General features: G+C 72.8%; 11 protein-coding genes. 9 read left to right on the plus strand and 2 right to left on the minus strand.

The window, feature by feature from the left end:
* Nucleotides 1–51 precede the first annotated feature (51 nt).
* Entirely contained in the window at nucleotides 52–1,209 is a 1,158-nt protein-coding gene (locus Q9R28_RS00640; protein WP_311205276.1) for a hypothetical protein, read from the plus strand.
* 46 nt (nucleotides 1,210–1,255) lie between these two features.
* Here the strand turns inward: Q9R28_RS00640 and Q9R28_RS00645 are convergent, their stop codons facing one another.
* Nucleotides 1,256–2,788, minus strand: coding sequence for a trypsin-like peptidase domain-containing protein (locus tag Q9R28_RS00645; RefSeq protein ID WP_311205277.1), 1,533 nt, complete (start codon nucleotides 2,786–2,788; stop codon nucleotides 1,256–1,258).
* 189 nt (nucleotides 2,789–2,977) lie between these two features.
* On the opposite strand from Q9R28_RS00645, the gene Q9R28_RS00650 reads away from it, so the two are divergent.
* The 7 genes from Q9R28_RS00650 to Q9R28_RS00680 all read left to right on the plus strand — a co-directional run bounded on the left by Q9R28_RS00650 (nucleotide 2,978) and on the right by Q9R28_RS00680 (nucleotide 11,740).
* Nucleotides 2,978–4,030: an iron ABC transporter permease gene (locus Q9R28_RS00650; RefSeq protein ID WP_066653690.1), complete on the plus strand. Its 1,053-nt coding sequence runs from the start codon at nucleotides 2,978–2,980 to the stop codon at nucleotides 4,028–4,030.
* Nucleotides 4,027–5,007 (plus strand): iron chelate uptake ABC transporter family permease subunit, encoded by a 981-nt coding sequence (locus Q9R28_RS00655; RefSeq protein ID WP_311205278.1) that lies wholly within the window; start codon nucleotides 4,027–4,029, stop codon nucleotides 5,005–5,007. Before Q9R28_RS00650 ends, Q9R28_RS00655 begins: the two co-directional genes overlap by 4 nt.
* A gap of 565 nt (nucleotides 5,008–5,572) precedes the next feature.
* A complete protein-coding gene (locus Q9R28_RS00660) occupies nucleotides 5,573–8,008 on the plus strand; it encodes a glycosyltransferase family 2 protein (protein ID WP_311205279.1) in 2,436 nt (811 codons plus the stop codon).
* Complete coding sequence (locus tag Q9R28_RS00665) at nucleotides 8,008–9,606, plus strand: glycosyl hydrolase family 18 (RefSeq protein ID WP_311205280.1); 1,599 nt, start codon at nucleotides 8,008–8,010, stop codon at nucleotides 9,604–9,606. Before Q9R28_RS00660 ends, Q9R28_RS00665 begins: the two co-directional genes overlap by 1 nt.
* Before the next feature lie 190 nt (nucleotides 9,607–9,796).
* Nucleotides 9,797–10,276, plus strand: a complete 480-nt coding sequence (locus Q9R28_RS00670; protein ID WP_066653698.1) for an FHA domain-containing protein — start codon at nucleotides 9,797–9,799, stop codon at nucleotides 10,274–10,276.
* Nucleotides 10,276–10,980, plus strand: a complete 705-nt coding sequence (locus Q9R28_RS00675; RefSeq protein WP_311205281.1) for a MerR family transcriptional regulator — start codon at nucleotides 10,276–10,278, stop codon at nucleotides 10,978–10,980. Before Q9R28_RS00670 ends, Q9R28_RS00675 begins: the two co-directional genes overlap by 1 nt.
* Before the next feature lie 235 nt (nucleotides 10,981–11,215).
* On the plus strand, nucleotides 11,216–11,740 hold the full coding sequence (locus tag Q9R28_RS00680) for a MerR family transcriptional regulator (protein ID WP_141718808.1): 525 nt from the start codon (nucleotides 11,216–11,218) through the stop codon (nucleotides 11,738–11,740).
* Between the two features lie 710 nt (nucleotides 11,741–12,450).
* On the opposite strand, the gene Q9R28_RS00685 is transcribed toward Q9R28_RS00680, so the two are convergent.
* Nucleotides 12,451–13,263, minus strand: coding sequence for a ParA family protein (locus Q9R28_RS00685; protein ID WP_058729211.1), 813 nt, complete (start codon nucleotides 13,261–13,263; stop codon nucleotides 12,451–12,453).
* 60 nt (nucleotides 13,264–13,323) lie between these two features.
* On the opposite strand from Q9R28_RS00685, the gene Q9R28_RS00690 reads away from it, so the two are divergent.
* On the plus strand, nucleotides 13,324–16,734 hold the full coding sequence (locus Q9R28_RS00690) for a pyruvate carboxylase (protein WP_311205282.1): 3,411 nt from the start codon (nucleotides 13,324–13,326) through the stop codon (nucleotides 16,732–16,734).
* The last annotated feature ends 1 nt before the right edge of the window (nucleotide 16,735 follow it).

Raw genomic sequence — 16,735 nt, forward strand, 5'->3', positions numbered from 1 at the left:
CACCGGCGAGCCGTCGCCGTCCCCGCAGCCGTCGCCACGTAGCCTCGACCCATGGCCGTCCCCGTCCCGCTCGGTACCGAGGACCGAACCTCCCGCCTGACGCTCCGCCGCCCCGACCGCTGGCACCGCGAGGACTCCCCGCAGGCCGACCTCCGGCTGACCGGTGACGACGTCGTCCTGACCGTCCGGTCCCGCCCCTCGGAGCGCACCGTCGCCGAGGAGCACACCAGCCTGCTCGAACGCCTGCCCGGGTCGGTCGAGGGCCTGCGGCTCATCGGCTGCGACCCGTGGACGACCGCGGGCGCCCCGGCACGCCTGGTCGAGTACGTGCGCCCCGACGAGGACGGCGACGTCGCGGGCGCCCACCTGCTCTTCGTGACCGGTCGGCACCGGGTCGACCTGACCGTCGAGCGACCGCTCACCCGGATGCTCGCGACCGACGACCTGGTCTCGACCGTGCTCGAGTCGGTCCGTGCCACCGAGCCGGCACCCTCCCGCCCGCAGCGCGAGCTCGAGGCCCTGCCGGTCGCGGCGCCGGTCCCGCAGCTCGACGGGACGCACCTCGGTCCCGACGCGCTCACGACCCTGCGCAGCCTGGCAGGACGCCGGTGGGACCCGATGCTCCTGCGCTCGCCCGCCGGTCGCGAACTCGTGCAGACGGGGCTCGTCGGCCGCCTCGGGACGCTCCCCGAGACCACCCAGGAGCTCCTCGCGCCGTGGGCCGACGACACCCGGCCGGTCACCCTCGAACAGCGCCTGCCCGACGGGCGGACCACGCGCCTCCAGGCCTGGTCGGAGACCGTCGTGGACGGGACGGACGAGACGGGCGGCACCGTGGCCCGGCTGCCGGTCGAGCGCGTGGTCGCGCTGGCGGCCGGGAGGCTCGGCATCCGCCCGTCGTGGACCTTCCCCTTCCGCACGGGGTCGCTCCACGCGGACCTGCTGGCCCGCAGGACGGGTGCGGCCGACACCGCGCCGGACCTGCCGGTGGCCGTCGCCGAGGCCGACCCGCGGCTCGCGCGCTTCTGGGCCGCGCCGTGGACGGTCTCGTCGATCCGTCGCCCGGGTCGACCGGCCCCCGTCGTCGTCGTGCACGCCGAGGGCATCGGGTTCGCCCGGGTCGGACGCACGGAGGCCGGGGAGACGGCCTTCCGGTCCGACTCCCCGGCGAACGTGTACCGGTCCGTGGTGCGCGCGCTGCTCGGCTGAGACCGCTGCCGCTGCTGCTGCCGCTGGCGCTCGCGCGGCGCCCTCGCTAGGCGGCGGGGCCTGCGGTCAGGGTCACCGTCACGGTGTGCGCCGTGCCCGAGGCATCGGTGTAGCCGACCTGCACCCGGTCACCGACGGCGTGCGAGCGGATCGCGGACGTCAGTGCGTCGTTGCTCGTGACCGCCGTGCCGTCGAGGCTCGTGATGGTGTCGCCGGCGACCAGTCCCGCTGCTGCGGCGCCCGAACCGTCGACGGTCCCGGCGACCGGCACACCCGCGGTGGTCTGCGTCGTCGCGGTCGAGCCGACCTCGACGCCGAGGAACGCCGGCAGGCCGATCGTGACGGTGTCCGAGGACTCCCCGGCGAGGATCTTGTCCGCGATGGCCTTCGCGGTCGTGATCGGGATCGCGTACCCGGTGACCTCGGCGGAGCCCGACGACGCCGCGGTGGCCATGCCGACCACCTCGCCCTCGCTGTCCAGGACCGGACCGCCGGAGTCGCCCGGGACGATCTGCGCGGCGACCTCGATCAGGCCCTGCAACGACTCCGTGCCCGTGCCGGACTCGCTCTGCACCTGGATGTCCTGGTCGAGGGCGGTGACCGTGCCCGCGGCGGCGACGAGGTTGCCCGTGCCCTCCGCGTTGCCGACGTCCGTCACCGCGTCACCCGTCGACGGTTCGCCGTCGTCGTCGAGCGTCACCGTGGACAGGCCGGACGCGTCCTGCAGCTTGAGCACGGCCACGTCGTGCGTGGCATCGGTGCCGACGACCTCGGCCCGGTACTGCTTGCCGGTCGTCTCGTCGGTGACCGCGATGCTCGTGGCGCCCTGCACCACGTGGTTGTTCGTCAGGACGAAGCCGTCCGAGGTGAGGACCATGCCGGTGCCCGCGGCCTGCGACGAGGTGTCGTAGTTCATCACGGTGTCGATCGTCACGACGCCCTTCGTCTGGGCCGCGGTCGCCGGGGTCGCGGCGGTCTGCGTGCCCGTGCCCGTGCCGGTACCGCTGCCGCTGCCGCTGCCGCTGCCGCTGCTGCCGTCGCTGCCCGAGCCGTTCCCGTACCCGGGCACGGTGAAACCGTTCGTCCCACCGCTCGTGCCGGAGCCACCGCCGGGCAGCGTCGTGGTGCCCTGCGACTGGCTCGACGTGGTCGTGGTGCCCTGCGAGGACAGGCCGAGCGCCGTCCCGCCGGCCGCGCCGATGATCGCCAGCGCCGCGACGCCCGAGCCGATGACGAGTCCGAGCCGCCGGGGGCGCTTCGCGCCGGGGTGGTTCGCTGCCGCCGCGCCCGAGGTCCAGCCCCAGGGGGTGCTGCCGGCCGTCGCGCCTGCTGCCGCCGTGCTCGTGCTCGCGGTACCGGGACGCGGGTCCGTGGGACCGCCGAGGGCCGCGCTGCCGAGCAGGTACGGGCCGCGACCGTCCGGGGTGTAGGCGTACGGCCCCGAGCCGTCGGTGCCGTACAGCCACGGGCCGCTGCCGTCGAAGGCGTACGCCGGGCGGAGGGCGTCGCGGTCGGCGTGCGGGGCCTCCCAGCCGGGACGGTCGGTCGCGCGCTGGTCGTCGGCGGGGTTCTCGTTCATGGGTGCTCTCCGGTCGTCCCTCGACCACCCGAGGGGTGGCGGTTCGTTCCTCGACGACCCGGTCGGGCGTCGACGGAGACCAGTACAGGAGCCGAACCCATGACGACCCTATGAACGGACCCTGTGCCGGCTCCGGGCTTCCTCGGGGGCCGCCGAACGAGGGGCGGGATTAGGCTTGCCGCACCTCCCATGCGCGCGTCCTCACCCGTCACCCCTGCAGTCCGGCCCCGCCCGGCACCCGCCTCGCGGTCCCGTCTCGTCGGGGCAGCGCTGCTCGCCGTCGCCGCCCTGGTGGTGGCCGTCGCGCTCTCCGTGGCGTTCGGCTCGCGCCCGATCCCGCTCGGCACCGTCCTCGACGTCGTCCTGCACCCGCACCGGGACGACGAGGTGGGACTCATCGTGCTCGGCAACCGCGTCCCGCGTACCGTCGTGGGGCTGCTCGCCGGCGCCGCGCTCGGGGTGGCCGGTGCCGTGATGCAGGGCGTGACCCGGAACCCGCTGGCCGACCCGAGCATCCTCGGCATCAACGCCGGAGCAGCCCTCGCCGTGGTCGTCGGGATCGCGGTGTTCGGCATCAGCGGGACCGCCGCGTACCTGCCCTTCGCCTTCGTCGGGGCCGGGCTCGCGGCGCTGCTCGTCTACGGCATCGCGGCCGTCGCCCGGCGGGGGCTGTCGCCGGTGGGCCTCGCGCTCGCCGGAGCGGTCGTCGCCGCCGCCCTGTCGTCGGTCACCACGGCGGTCCTCGTGTCGAGCCAGAGCCTGCTCGACCAGCTGCGCTTCTGGCAGGTCGGAGCGCTCGCCGGCAAGGACCTCGGCACCGCCGGCGTCGTGGCCGTCCCCGTCCTCGTCGGACTCGTCGTGGCCGCCGGGCTGGGACGCTCCCTGAACACACTCGCGCTCGGTGACGAACTCGCCGCGTCGCTCGGCCAGCGGGTCGTGCTCGTCCGCATCGTCGGCGGTGTCGTGACGGTCCTGCTCGCGGGGTCCGCGGTGGCAGCCGCCGGACCGATCGCGTTCGTCGGCCTCGCCGTCCCGCACGCCGTCCGTCGACTGAGCGGGCCCGACCAGCGCTGGACGATCCTCCTGTCCGCCCTCGTCGCACCCGCCCTCCTGCTCGTCGCCGACGTGATCGGGCGGGTGGTCGCGTACCCGGGGGAGCTGCAGGTCGGCATCGTGACCGCGCTCATCGGTGCCCCGGTGTTCATCTGGCTCGTCCGGTCGCGGGTGGTGACCGGCCTGTGACCGCGGTCCGTCGCGAGCTCGCCGTCCTCGGCGCGGTGCTCGTGCTCCTGGTCGCCCTCGTGCTCGTCGGGCTCGGGGTGGGGGAGATCCCGCTCTCGCCGCTACAGGTCGCCGGCGCCCTGGTCGGACACGGTGACACCGTCTCGGACTTCGTCGTCGGGCAGCTCCGCGGCCCCCGGGTCGCCGGTGCCGTGCTGGTCGGTGCCGCCCTCGGTGCCGCCGGCGGCATCGTGCAGAGCGTCGTCCGCAACCCGATCGCGAGCCCCGACGTCATCGGCATCACCTCGGGCGCGAGTGCCTCGGGGCTGACCGCGATCGTGCTCTTCGGGGCGAGCGGCGGTGTGCTCTTCGGGTCCGTCGTCGTCGGCGCCCTGCTCGTGTCGGTCGTCATCGCCGCGCTCTCCTGGCGTCGGGGGATCACCGGCAACCGCGTCGTCCTGGTCGGCATCGGGGTGGCGGCGATCTGCCTCAGCATCACCGGCTGGATGCTGACCGCGGGCACCGTCCAGCAGGCGGGCACCGCGCTCCTCTGGCTCTCGGGCAGCCTGAACGCGGTGGACCGCACCCTCGTCGGCATCCTCGCGGTCGCCGTCGTCCTGCTCCTGGCCGCTGCGCTCGCGCAGTCCCGCCGGCTGACGGTCCTCGCGCTCGGGGACGAGGTGGCCGCCGCCCTCGGACTCCGGCCCGACCGCGCGAAGTCGCTCCTGCTCCTCACCGCCGTCGGCCTCACCGCGGGAGCGGTCGCGACGGCGGGCCCGGTCGCCTTCGTCGCGCTGATGGCGGCACCGATCGGACGCCGTCTCGTCGGCAACGGGCGGGTCGCGCTCGGCGTCGTCGCGGCCGTCGGCGCGGTCGTCACGCTCGCGAGCGACCTGCTGGCGCAGTTCGCGATCCCCGGCAACGTCCTGCCGGTCGGTGTGGTCACGGGCGTGGTCGGGGCGCCGTACCTGCTCTGGCTCCTCGCACGCGGGCGGTAGGCGCGGTACCCGGCCCCGCCGGGCGTACCTGGTCGTTCCGGGCGTACCCGGCCCTGCGAGGCGTACCTGGTCGTTCCGGGCGTACCTGGTCGTTCCGGGCGTACCTGGTCGTCCTGATCCACCAGGTACGCCCGTTCCCGCAAGGCATCCCACCCGTTCTGGGAAGGAACGGGCGCACGGAACGGGTGTCGGCGATCGACGCACGCATGCACGGACGGACGGGAGGCGCGGTCCGGGCCGGCACCGCGCCTCCCGTCCGTCGCATGGTCGCGCTGGCGGCCCTGGCGGCCCTCGCGGCCCTGGTGGCGCCGGCGGCGCTGGTTGCGCTGGTGACGCGGGGCGGTGCCGGCCGAAGCGGCGGGCGTGCCCCCCCCGCCCCGTGCGGGAAACCGCGCGCGGTCCCGCGATGCCGCACCGCGCTGCGTGATGCCGCACACAACCGCCCGGACCCCCCGTTCGGGTGTCGGCGGCCTGCGGGATCTCTCGTACCGTCGTCCCGACCGACCGGACCCCCGACAGCGCCCGACCCGACGGAGCGCTGGTCCGGAAGGAACGAAGGACTGCCATGCCCGATCCGTCTGCCGGCGCACCGACGCGCCGTCGTCAGTGGGGTGCCGAGCGCCGGACCCGTCCGCTCGACACCCTGCACGCACGCCCCTCCGACCGGAAGCTCGTCTCCGGTCGCGTGGCGATCATCCTGACCGTCGCCTTCTGGCTGGCGTACGTCGTCTACACCGTGATCCGCCAGTTCCTCGACTACGGCACCGAGAGCTTCCGCTTCACCACCGAGGCGATCTCGTACCTCGTCGTCGTCACCTTCCTGACCTTCTCCGCGCTCATGCACCTGGTGGCCCGCCAGGGTGCGATGGAGCGGTTCGCGAGCCACGTGCGGGTCCCGCGCGCCGAGCTCGACCGACACTTCGCCTCCGGCCACGAGGCACCGATGACCGTCCTCGTCCCGAGCTACGCCGAGGAGCCGGACGTCGTCGCGACCACGCTCTGGTCGGCAGCGCTCCAGGAGTACCCGTCCCTGCGGGTCGTCCTGCTCGTCGACGACGCGCCGTTCCCGGCCGACCCGGCGACGCTCGACAAGCTGGAGCGCACGCGCGCGGTCGCGGACCGCATCCAGGCGCAGCTCGAGGTCCCCTCGCGCCGGTTCCAGGAAGCGCTCTTCTCGGCCGAGGTCGAGGCGGACGCCGCGCCGTTCGCCAGCACGCACGCGCTGCGGACCCTCGTCGAGCACCACCGCTGGGCCGACGCGTGGCTCCGCCGGAACGCCCGGGAACACGAGGTCGCCGACCACGTCGACCGGTTCTTCCACGACCAGGTGCTCGTCGGGCTCGCCGACGAGTTCCGGCTGACCGCCGAGGCCCTCGAAGCGGCCATCGCCGACGCCGTCGCCCTCGGTCAGGACTTCAGCGAGGTGACCTCGGCGCGGGCGCTCGAGCTGCAGCGCCGTCTCGCCTGGACCTTCACGGCGGAACTGACCACGTTCGAGCGGAAGCGGTACGTGAACCTCTCCGACGAGGCCAACAAGGCGATGAACCTCAACGCCTACATCGGACTCATGGGCGGGGCGTACGCGTTCGACGAGACCGCGTCCGGGACCGTCCTGCGCACCGTGGACGACGCCGGCGCGGCCGACCTCGTGGTCCCGGCGTCGGACTACCTCCTGACGCTCGACGCCGACTCCGTCCTGCTCCGCGACTACTGCCTGCGCCTGGTCTACTTCCTCGAGCAGCCGGAGAACGCCCGGGTCGCCGTGACGCAGACCCCGTACTCGTCCTTCCGCGGCGCTGCCACGCGCATCGAGCGGCTCGCGGGGGCCACCACCGACATCCAGCACATCCTCCACCAGGGGATGTCCCGGTACGACGCGACGTTCTGGGTCGGGGCGAACGCCGTCATCCGCACCCAGGCGCTCCGTGACATCGAGGAGGTCGAGACCGTCGGCGGCTTCGAGGTGAAGCGCTACGTCCAGGACCGCACCGTGATCGAGGACACCGAGTCGAGCGTCGACCTCGGCATGCACGGCTGGACGCTCGTCAACTACCCGGAGCGGCTCTCGTACAGTGCCACGCCGCCGGACTTCGGGTCGCTCGTCGTCCAGCGCCGCCGCTGGGCGAACGGCGGCCTCCTCATCCTGCCGAAGTACGTCCGCCAGGTCCGTGAGCGCCGGGCACGAGGCGAGCGGGTCGGTCTCGTCGAGATGGCGCTGCGCGTCAACTACATGGCGTCGATCACCTGGGCGTCGTTCGGGCTCGTCTTCCTGCTCGCGTACCCGTACGACTCGCGGCTGCTCAGCCCGATGGTGCTGCTCGCAGCGCTGCCCTACTTCTGGCTGCTGTCGAGCGACCTGCGGTACTGCGGCTACAAGCGCACGGACGTCTTCCGCATCTACGGCTTCAACCTCATCCTCACGCCGGTGAACGTCGCGGGCGTGCTCAAGAGCATCCAGCAGGCCCTCACGGCGAAGAAGATCCCGTTCGCGCGGACGCCCAAGGTGCGGGACCGCACGGCCTCGCCGGCGCTCTACGTCCTCGCGCCCTTCGCGATCGTCGCCTTCTCGGTCTTCACCTTCGTCCGCGACTACGGCGCGCAGAACTGGGGGAACGCGGTCTTCGCCGCCTTCAACGCGCTCCTCGCCACCTACGCGATCGTCGCCTACATCGGCGTGTGGAACTCCGTGGTCGACGTCTGGCTGTGGGCCACGCGCTGGATGTACTACGACCCGTCGGCGCGCGCAGCCCGTCGTGCCGCTCGTCGTACCGCTCGTGCGGCCGCCCGTGCCGACCGTCGGCGCGGACGTCGTCGCGGCGGCGTCCGCCCGGTCCCGGAGCCCGTCCTCGAGGACTGGCACGCGGTCCTGTACTTCGGACACGGCGGCGGCAACCTCCCGGTCCGGCACGACGCCGACGTCGTCGGGGCGGCGGGCGCAGGTGGCACCGCGTCCGCCCAGGCCGACGCGACCGGCCCGCGCCAGGAACGGAGCGCAGCCTGATGTCGACGACGAGACGACTCTCCCCGGTCCGGGTCACCATCGCGGTCGTGGTCGCCGCCGCCGTCGCCGTCGCCGGGTACGCCGGCTTCGACCGCTGGCACTCGGCGCAGGCGACCGAACGGCAACCAGCGTGGTTCGCCGCCTACACCGACGTCACCGCGACCCCGGTCTTCGCGTTCGAGGACGTCAAGTCGGCCAAGGGACGCAACGTCATGCTGTCCTTCGTCGTCGCCGACCACGACGACGCCTGCTCGCCGACCTGGGGCTCGTACTACTCGCTGCAGGGTGCGGCGGACCAGCTCGACCTCGACCGCCGTGTCGCCCGTCTGCAGCAGCAGCACGGCGAGGTCGGGGTGTCGTTCGGCGGCCTGGCGAACGACGAGCTCGCCACCACCTGCACGAAGGCGTCCGCCCTGCTGGGTGCCTACCGGCAGGTCGTGCAGCGTTACGAACTGTCGACCGTCGACTTCGACGTCGAGGGCGACGACCTCACGAACCGCGCTGCGGGGGAACGGCGTGCCAAGGCGGTGGCGGCGCTCCAGGACGAGCGTCGGGCCGCCGGTCACCCGCTCGCGGTGTGGCTCACCCTGCCGGCCGCGCCCTCGGGGCTGACGTCCGACGGGACCACCGCGGTCGCGCAGTTCCTCGCCGCCGGCGTGGACCTCGCCGGGGTGAACGCGATGACGATGGACTACGGCGAGGCCAAGGGGTCGAGCCAGAGCATGTACTCGGCATCGGTGCAGGCGCTGCAGGAGGTCCAGCGACAGCTCGGTGTCCTGTACCAGCGCGCGGGCACGCCCCTCGGTGACGGCACCCTCTGGCACAAGGTCGGGGCGACGCCCATGATCGGGCAGAACGACGTCCGTGACGAGGTGTTCTCGCTCAGCGATGCCCGGAAGCTCAACGCGTGGGCGCGCGACCGCGGGCTGGGGCGCATGTCGATGTGGTCGCTGAACCGGGACACCACGTGCGGGTCGAACTACGTGAACCTGTCGACCGTCTCGAACTCGTGCTCCGGCGTCGACCAGGACGGACTGCTCTTCGCCGACGTGCTCGGCAAGGGGTTCGGCGGCGGGATCGTCGCGGCGGCCTCCGACGTCACGGAGGCCGAGCCGTCCGCCACCGAGCAGCCCACCGACGACCCGAAGTCCAGTCCCTACCCGGTCTGGGACCAGGACGCGTCCTACCTCGAGGGCACGAAGGTGGTGTGGCACCGCAACGTCTACGAGGCGAAGTGGTGGACGTCGGGCGACCTGCCGGACGATCCGGTGCTCAGCGCGTACGAGACGCCGTGGCAGATCATCGGCCCGGTCCTGCCGGGGGAGAAGCCCGTGGAACCGCTGACCCTGCCCGACGGCACCTACGCCGCGTGGTCGGGGACGAAGCAGTACGACACGGGCGCCCGCGTCCTGTTCCACGGCATCCCGTACCAGTCGAAGTGGTGGAACACCGGCGACAGCCCCGAGGCGTCCACGAGCGACCCGGACGGGTCGCCCTGGGTCCGTCTGAAGGACGCCGAGGTGCGTCGGATCCTCGACGGGCTCGCCTCGGGCGAGCCGGCGCCGACCGCCACCGCGACGGCGACGCCGGCACCGTGACGACGCACCCCGCGATCCGGTCCGGTCTGGAGGCACGGTGCGGGTCCGCCCCGTGCCTCCCGTTCGTCGGCTGGGTCACGGCGGTGCGTTCGCTGTGCGCGTGCTCCTGAGTTCTCCCCAGCCCCGTTCGGGGCTCCCGCGAGGTCACCCGTTTCCGATACGCTGGTGCGCCAAGAGGAGGAGGTCCACGATGCCAGAGCCAGTGGTCCCGCAGCCGGGTGGTCAGAAGACTCCGGAACAGCGGCTGGTCGACACGACCCTGACCTTCAGCATGGACATGGGAGCGGCCCTGACAGCCGAGTCCGGTGTCTCGACCGAGGAGCGCGAGGCGATCAACGCACTGCCCTCGGGTTCGGCGTTGCTGGTGGTCCGGCGTGGTCCGAACGTCGGCGCGCGGTTCCTCCTCGACTCCGACGTCACGACGGCCGGTCGGCACCCCGCTGCCGACATCTTCCTCGACGACGTCACGGTGTCACGGAAGCACGCGCAGTTCCTGCGCCACGGCACGGCCTTCAGCGTCAAGGACAACGGGTCGCTGAACGGCACCTACTTCGACGGCGTACGCATCGACGAGGCACTCCTGACCGACGGCGCCGAGGTGCAGGTCGGCAAGTTCCGCCTCACGTTCTACGCATCCCGGGTCGACCTGGCGCGCCTGGCGACCGCGTAGTGGCTGCGCGGTCCGCCGCAGCCCGGGCCGGTGCTGCGGTACCGGACCTGCTCACCATCGGGCAGGTCATCGCCCGGTTGAAGCCCGAGTTCCCCGACCTGTCGAGCTCGAAGCTCCGCTTCCTCGAGGAACGCGAGCTCGTCACGCCGATCCGCACCGCCAGCGGGTACCGGAAGTTCTCGGCGGCCGACGTCGAGCGGCTCCGGATCGTGCTCGGTCTGCAGCGTGACCACTACCTGCCGCTCAAGGTCATCAAGGACTACCTCGCCGATCTCGACGCGGGGCGCGAGCCCGTCCTGCCCGGCGGCGGTGACGCCCCGAGACCGTCGATCCTCGGCCGCGAGCGTCGGTACACGCGGGACGAGACCGTCCGCGCTGCAGGTGCCTCGCCGATGCTGCTGACCGACGCGGTCTCGGCGTCGCTGCTGCCCGCGGCCGACACCTACGGCGACGACGCCGTGGCGGTGCTCAAGGCCCTCGTCGAACTGCAGCGCACCGGCATCGAGCCGCGGCACCTGCGCACCATGCGCGGTGTCGTCGAGCGCGAGGTCGGCCTGATCGAGTCGGCCCTCATGCCGGTGTCCCGCCGGGGCGACGCCACCTCGCGGGCCAAGGCGACGGAGCTCGCGCGCGAGATCGCCGGGCAGCTCGAGGTCGTCCGGTCGAACCTGATCCGCACGGCGATCGGCCGACTCGACGCATGACCGGCGACCGGTCGGCGTCCGGACCGGGGCTGCGCCCTGTCGACCGTCGGTGGTCGGGGCGTATCCTCGACACGCCGGACGCGCCGGTGCGGATGTGCCGGGCAGACCGTGTCCGAGTCGCTACCGTGGACCTCGGAACAACTCTCAACCCGTCGTTGAACCTTCTGGTGGGAGCTCGAACGTCGTGGAAGGCATGCACATGAGTGGGACTGACACCCCCGGTACCGAGTCCGAGATGACTCGGTACGACCTCGGCCTGCTCTTCACCGACGGCCTCCCCGAGCACGACGAGCAGAACGGCTACCGCGGCACCGTCGCCGCACGCGCGGCCGGCATCTCGTACCGACAGCTCGACTACTGGGCCCGCACCGAGCTCGTGCAGCCGACCATCCGCGGCGCTGCCGGGTCGGGGTCGCAGCGGCTCTACGGCTTCCGGGACATCCTCGTGCTCAAGCTCGTCAAGCGACTCCTCGACACCGGGATCTCGCTGCAGCAGATCCGCACCGCCGTGAACCAGCTCCGCGAGTCCGGCGTGTCCGACCTGGCCCAGACGACGCTGATGTCCGACGGGGCGTCGGTCTACCTGTGCACCTCGGACGACGAGGTCATCGACCTGGTGTCCCGCGGCCAGGGCGTGTTCGGCATCGCGGTCGGCAAGGTCCTGCGCGAGGTCGAGAGCTCCCTGGTCGAGCTCGACGCCACCCCTGCTGCGGACCCCGCAGACGAGCTCGCGGCCCGCCGGGCGAACCGCGCGTCCTAGACGCTCCTCGCCCTCCCGCTCGTCCGGCTCCGCCGGAGAGTCGTCGGTGCGTCGTCCGGTGCCCTCGACCGGGCCAGATCTGTCACGCTCGCGCCGTCCGACGACGTCCCCGACCCACTCCGCGTCCCACCGGCGGCGTGTCGTGCCCACTCGGCACCCGGCAGACCCCCCGGCGGCCGACGACCCGCGTGTCCTGCCCACTCGGCGTTCGACCACTGACCTTCGGCTGCTGAGACCCGAGCCCCGACCCCCGGGACGCGAGCCCCGACCCCGAGCCCCGACTTCCCGCGCGGATGGTTCCGGTCGCGCGAACTGCCGCGAGTGTCCGTCTCGGTCGCACGACTTGCCGCTCAGCTCCCGTGCGGACGGCATGTCGTGCGACCAGGACCGTCGACGACTGCATCGAGTCGAGCGTGCGACATCTCGGCCGTTCAGCGGATGACGGGCCCGAACGGTCGAGGGCTCGCCTCGTACGCAGCGGCTTCAGTGCGCGCCGATCCGAGCGAGCACGACATGCCGCCGGGTCGTCACGGCGCGGGCGGGATCCGTCGTCCGGGGACCTCGACCGTGACAGATGGTGCGCGCTCGACGGCCGGCCCAGCGCGAAGCCGGTCCGGGGACGGCGAGCGTGACAGATGTTGCGCGCTCGACGGCCGGCCCAGCGCGAAGCCGGTCCGGGGGAGGAAGCCGGCCCGGAGAGGCGGCAGCGCCTAGGCGGCGCCGCCCTCGGCGTACGGACCGATCTTGCCCGTGCGCATGATGCGCTCGAGCAGCTGGTCGAAGTTCTTCGCCATCTCCTGCGCCGACTCGCCGGGCCACACGTGCAGGGGCTTCGCCGCGCCCTGCGCCTGCTGCAGCGACGTGCGCTCCGGCAGCTGCGGCGAGAGCACGAGCGGGCCGAACATGTCCCGGAGTTCCTTGATGCGGAACTGGTGCTCGAGCGACTGCACGCGCGCCCGGTTCACGATGATGCCGAGCGGCTGCAGGCGGGGGGAGAGCCCACGGCGGATCTCCTCGATCGCACGGAGCGCGCGGTCCGCGGCGGCGACGGAGAACAGGCCCGGCTCGGTGACCACGGTCACGCGGTCCGAGGCAGCCCAGGCGGTGCGGGTCAGGGCGTTGAGCGACGGGGCGCAGTCGATGAGGACCAGCTCGTAGTCCTGCTCGACGTTCGCCAGCGCCTCCTCCAGCTTCCAGATGTCCCGGATGGAGGGGTGGGGGCCGTCGAAGTTGATGGCGGACGGCGACCCGACGAGCACGTCGACCTTGCCCTGCGAGCCCTTCGTCCACCCGGACGGGGCGATCGCCTGGCGGACGATCTTCTCCTTCGGGTTCTCGAGGACGTCGGCGACGTTGAGGTGGCCGGAGATGTCGATGTCGAGGCCGGTCGAGACGTCGGACTGCGGGTCGAGGTCCACCACCAGCGTGCGCAGTCCCTTGGCGAACGCGGCCGATGTCAGGCCGAGCGTCACCGTCGTCTTGCCGACACCACCCTTGAGGGAGCTCACGCTGAGTACATGCACGGTGAGCCACGTTACCGCCAGTAAGGTTGTGACACCTCAACCCGGGCTGAAAGGGACGTCGTGTTCAGCAAGATCCTCGTGGCGAACCGTGGCGAGATCGCCATTCGCGCGTTCCGTGCCGCGTACGAGCTGGGGGCCCGGACGGTGGCCGTCTACCCGTACGAGGACCGCGGATCCCTGCACCGGCTGAAGGCCGACGAGGCCTACGTCATCGGCGAGCCGGGTCACCCGGTCCGTGCCTACCTGGACGTCTCCGAGATCATCCGTGTCGCCCGCGAGTCGGGTGCCGACGCGATCTACCCGGGGTACGGTTTGCTCTCCGAGAACCCGGAGCTGGCCGCCGCTGCCGCCGCTGCGGGGATCACGTTCATCGGGCCGGGCGAGCACGTCCTCGAGATGGCCGGCAACAAGGTCACCGCGAAGGAGCACGCGATCGCCGCCGGTGTCCCGGTCCTCGCGAGCACCCCGCCGAGCCGCGACGTCGACGAGTTGCTCGCGGGTGCCGACGCCGTCGGGTTCCCGGTCTTCGCGAAGGCGGTCGCCGGCGGCGGTGGGCGCGGGATGCGCCGCGTGGAGACGAAGGCCGAGCTCCGCGAGGCGCTCGAGGCCGCGATGCGCGAGGCCGACAGCGCGTTCGGCGACCCGACGATGTTCCTCGAGCAGGCCGTCCTGCGTCCGCGGCACATCGAGGTGCAGATCCTCGCGGACGCCACGGGCACGGACGACGGCACGATCCACCTCTTCGAGCGCGACTGCTCGGTGCAGCGCCGCCACCAGAAGGTGGTGGAGATCGCACCGGCGCCCGACCTCGATCCGGTGATCGCCGCCGCGCTCCACCGTGACGCGGTCGCCTTCGCGCGGTCGATCGGCTACGTCAACGCCGGCACCGTCGAGTTCCTCCTCGACACCGAGGGCGAGCGTGCCGGTCAGCACGTCTTCATCGAGATGAACCCGCGCATCCAGGTCGAGCACACCGTGACGGAGGAGGTGACGGACGTCGACCTCGTGCAGTCGCAGATGCGCATCGCCGCGGGGGAGACCCTCGCCGACCTCGGGCTCGCGCAGGACACCGTCGCCGTGCACGGTGCGGCGCTGCAGACCCGCATCACGACCGAGGACCCGACGCAGGGCTTCCGTCCGGACACCGGACGCATCACGACCTACCGAAGCCCGGGTGGCGCGGGCGTCCGGCTCGACGGCGGCACGGTCGCGACGGGTGCGCAGATCAGCCCGCACTTCGACTCGATGCTCGCGAAGATGACCTGTCGTGGGCGGGACTTCCCGGCGGCCGTCGCCCGGGCGAAGCGTGCCCTGGCCGAGTTCCGCATCCGCGGCGTGAGCACGAACATCCCGTTCCTGCAGGCCGTGCTCGACGACCCGGACTTCGCCCGTGGTGACGTCTCGACGCAGTTCATCGAGGAGCGCCCGCAGCTCTTCGGCGGCCACGTGTCGAAGGACCGCGGCACGAAGGTGCTCGGGTGGCTCGCCGACGTGACGGTGAACAAGCCGAACGGCGAGCGTCGCCCGCAGACCGTCGAACCGGTCGAGAAGCTCCCGGCCGTCGACCTGTCCGCCGCGCCGCCGTCCGGGCAGCGCGACCTGCTGCTGCAGGTCGGCCCCGCCGAGTGGGCGCGACGGCTCCGCGCCCAGACCGCGCTCGCGGTCACCGAGACGACGATGCGTGACGCCCACCAGTCGCTGCTCGCCACGCGCGTCCGGACGAAGGACCTGGTCGCCGTGGCGCCGCACGTGGCCCGGCTCACCCCGCAGCTGCTGAGCGTCGAGGCCTGGGGCGGAGCGACCTACGACGTCGCCCTGCGCTTCCTCGGCGAGGACCCGTGGGAGCGCCTGGCGGCACTCCGCGGGGCGATCCCGAACATCCCGGTGCAGATGCTGCTGCGCGGGCGCAACACGGTCGGCTACACCCCGTACCCGATCGAGGTCACCGACGCCTTCGTCGCCGAGGCCGCCGCGAGCGGCGTCGACGTCTTCCGTGTGTTCGACGCGCTGAACGACGTCAGCCAGCTGCGTCCCGCCCTGGAGGCCGTGCTCGCGACCGGCACGGCCGTCGCCGAGGCGGCGCTCTGCTACTCCGGCGACCTCCTCGACCCGGCAGAGGACCTCTACACGCTCGACTACTACCTGCGGCTCGCCGAGCAGATGGTGGAGGCCGGCGCGCACGTCATCGGCATCAAGGACATGGCCGGTCTGCTCCGCGCCGGAGCCGCCGAGCGGCTCGTGGGCGCGCTGCGCGAGCGGTTCGACCAGCCCGTGCACGTGCACACGCACGACACCGCCGGCGGGCAGCTCGCGACGCTCCTGGCGGCCAGCCGGGCCGGCGCCGACGCGGTCGACGTCGCGGCGGCGCCGATGGCCGGGACGACGAGCCAGCCGAGCATGTCCGCGCTCGTGGCGGCGCTGGCGCACACCGAGCGCGACACCGGCCTCGACCTGACCGCGGTCGGCGCGCTCGAGCCCTACTGGGAGGCGGTCCGTCGCGCGTACGCCCCGTTCGAGTCCGGCCTGCCCGGTCCGACCGGCCGCGTGTACCAGCACGAGATCCCCGGCGGGCAGTTGTCGAACCTCCGGCAGCAGGCCATCGCCCTGGGACTCGGCGACCGCTTCGAGCAGGTCGAGGACTGGTACGCCGCGGCGAACCGCATCCTCGGCCGCCCGACCAAGGTCACGCCGTCCTCGAAGGTCGTCGGCGACCTGGCGCTGCAGCTGGCCGCGGTCGGCGCCGACCCCGACGACTTCGAGCAGAACCCGCAGCAGTACGACATCCCCGACTCGGTGATCGGCTTCATGGCCGGCGAACTCGGCGACCTGCCCGGCGGGTGGCCGGAGCCGTTCCGGTCGAAGGTGCTCGAGGGCCGCGAGGTGCACGTCGGGACGACCCCCGTGCCGGAGTCGGAGCGCGCCGCGCTCGCGACCGCCGGACCCGAGCGGCAGCAGGCCCTCAACCGACTGCTCTTCCCGCAGCCGACCCGGCAGTTCGCCGCGGTGCGGGAGCAGTACGGCGACCTCTCGGTGCTGCCGACCCTCGACTACCTCTACGGTCTGCGTCCCGGGCAGGAGCACGTCGTGCCGCTCGGGCGCGGCGTGGAGCTGCTCGTCGGGCTCGAGGCGATCGGCGAGGTCGACGAGCGGGGCATGCGCACGGTCATGACGACGCTGAACGGGCAGCTCCGCCCGGTCGCCGTCCGTGACCGCTCGGTCGAGGTCGCGACGAAGGTCGCCGAGCAGGCGGACCCGTCCGACCCGAAGCACGTCGCCGCGCCGTTCTCCGGTGTGGTGACGCTCAAGGTCGCCGTCGGTGACGTCGTCCGGGCTGGTCAGCCCGTGGCGAGCATCGAGGCGATGAAGATGGAAGCGGCCATCACGGCGCCCGTGTCGGGCACCGTCGGCCGTCTCGCGATCCCGGTGACCCAGCAGGTGGACGCCGGCGACCTCCTGGTGGTGCTGCAGTAAC

It is taken from the genome of Curtobacterium sp. BRD11 (assembly GCF_031844345.1).
GTDB lineage: Bacteria > Actinomycetota > Actinomycetes > Actinomycetales > Microbacteriaceae > Curtobacterium.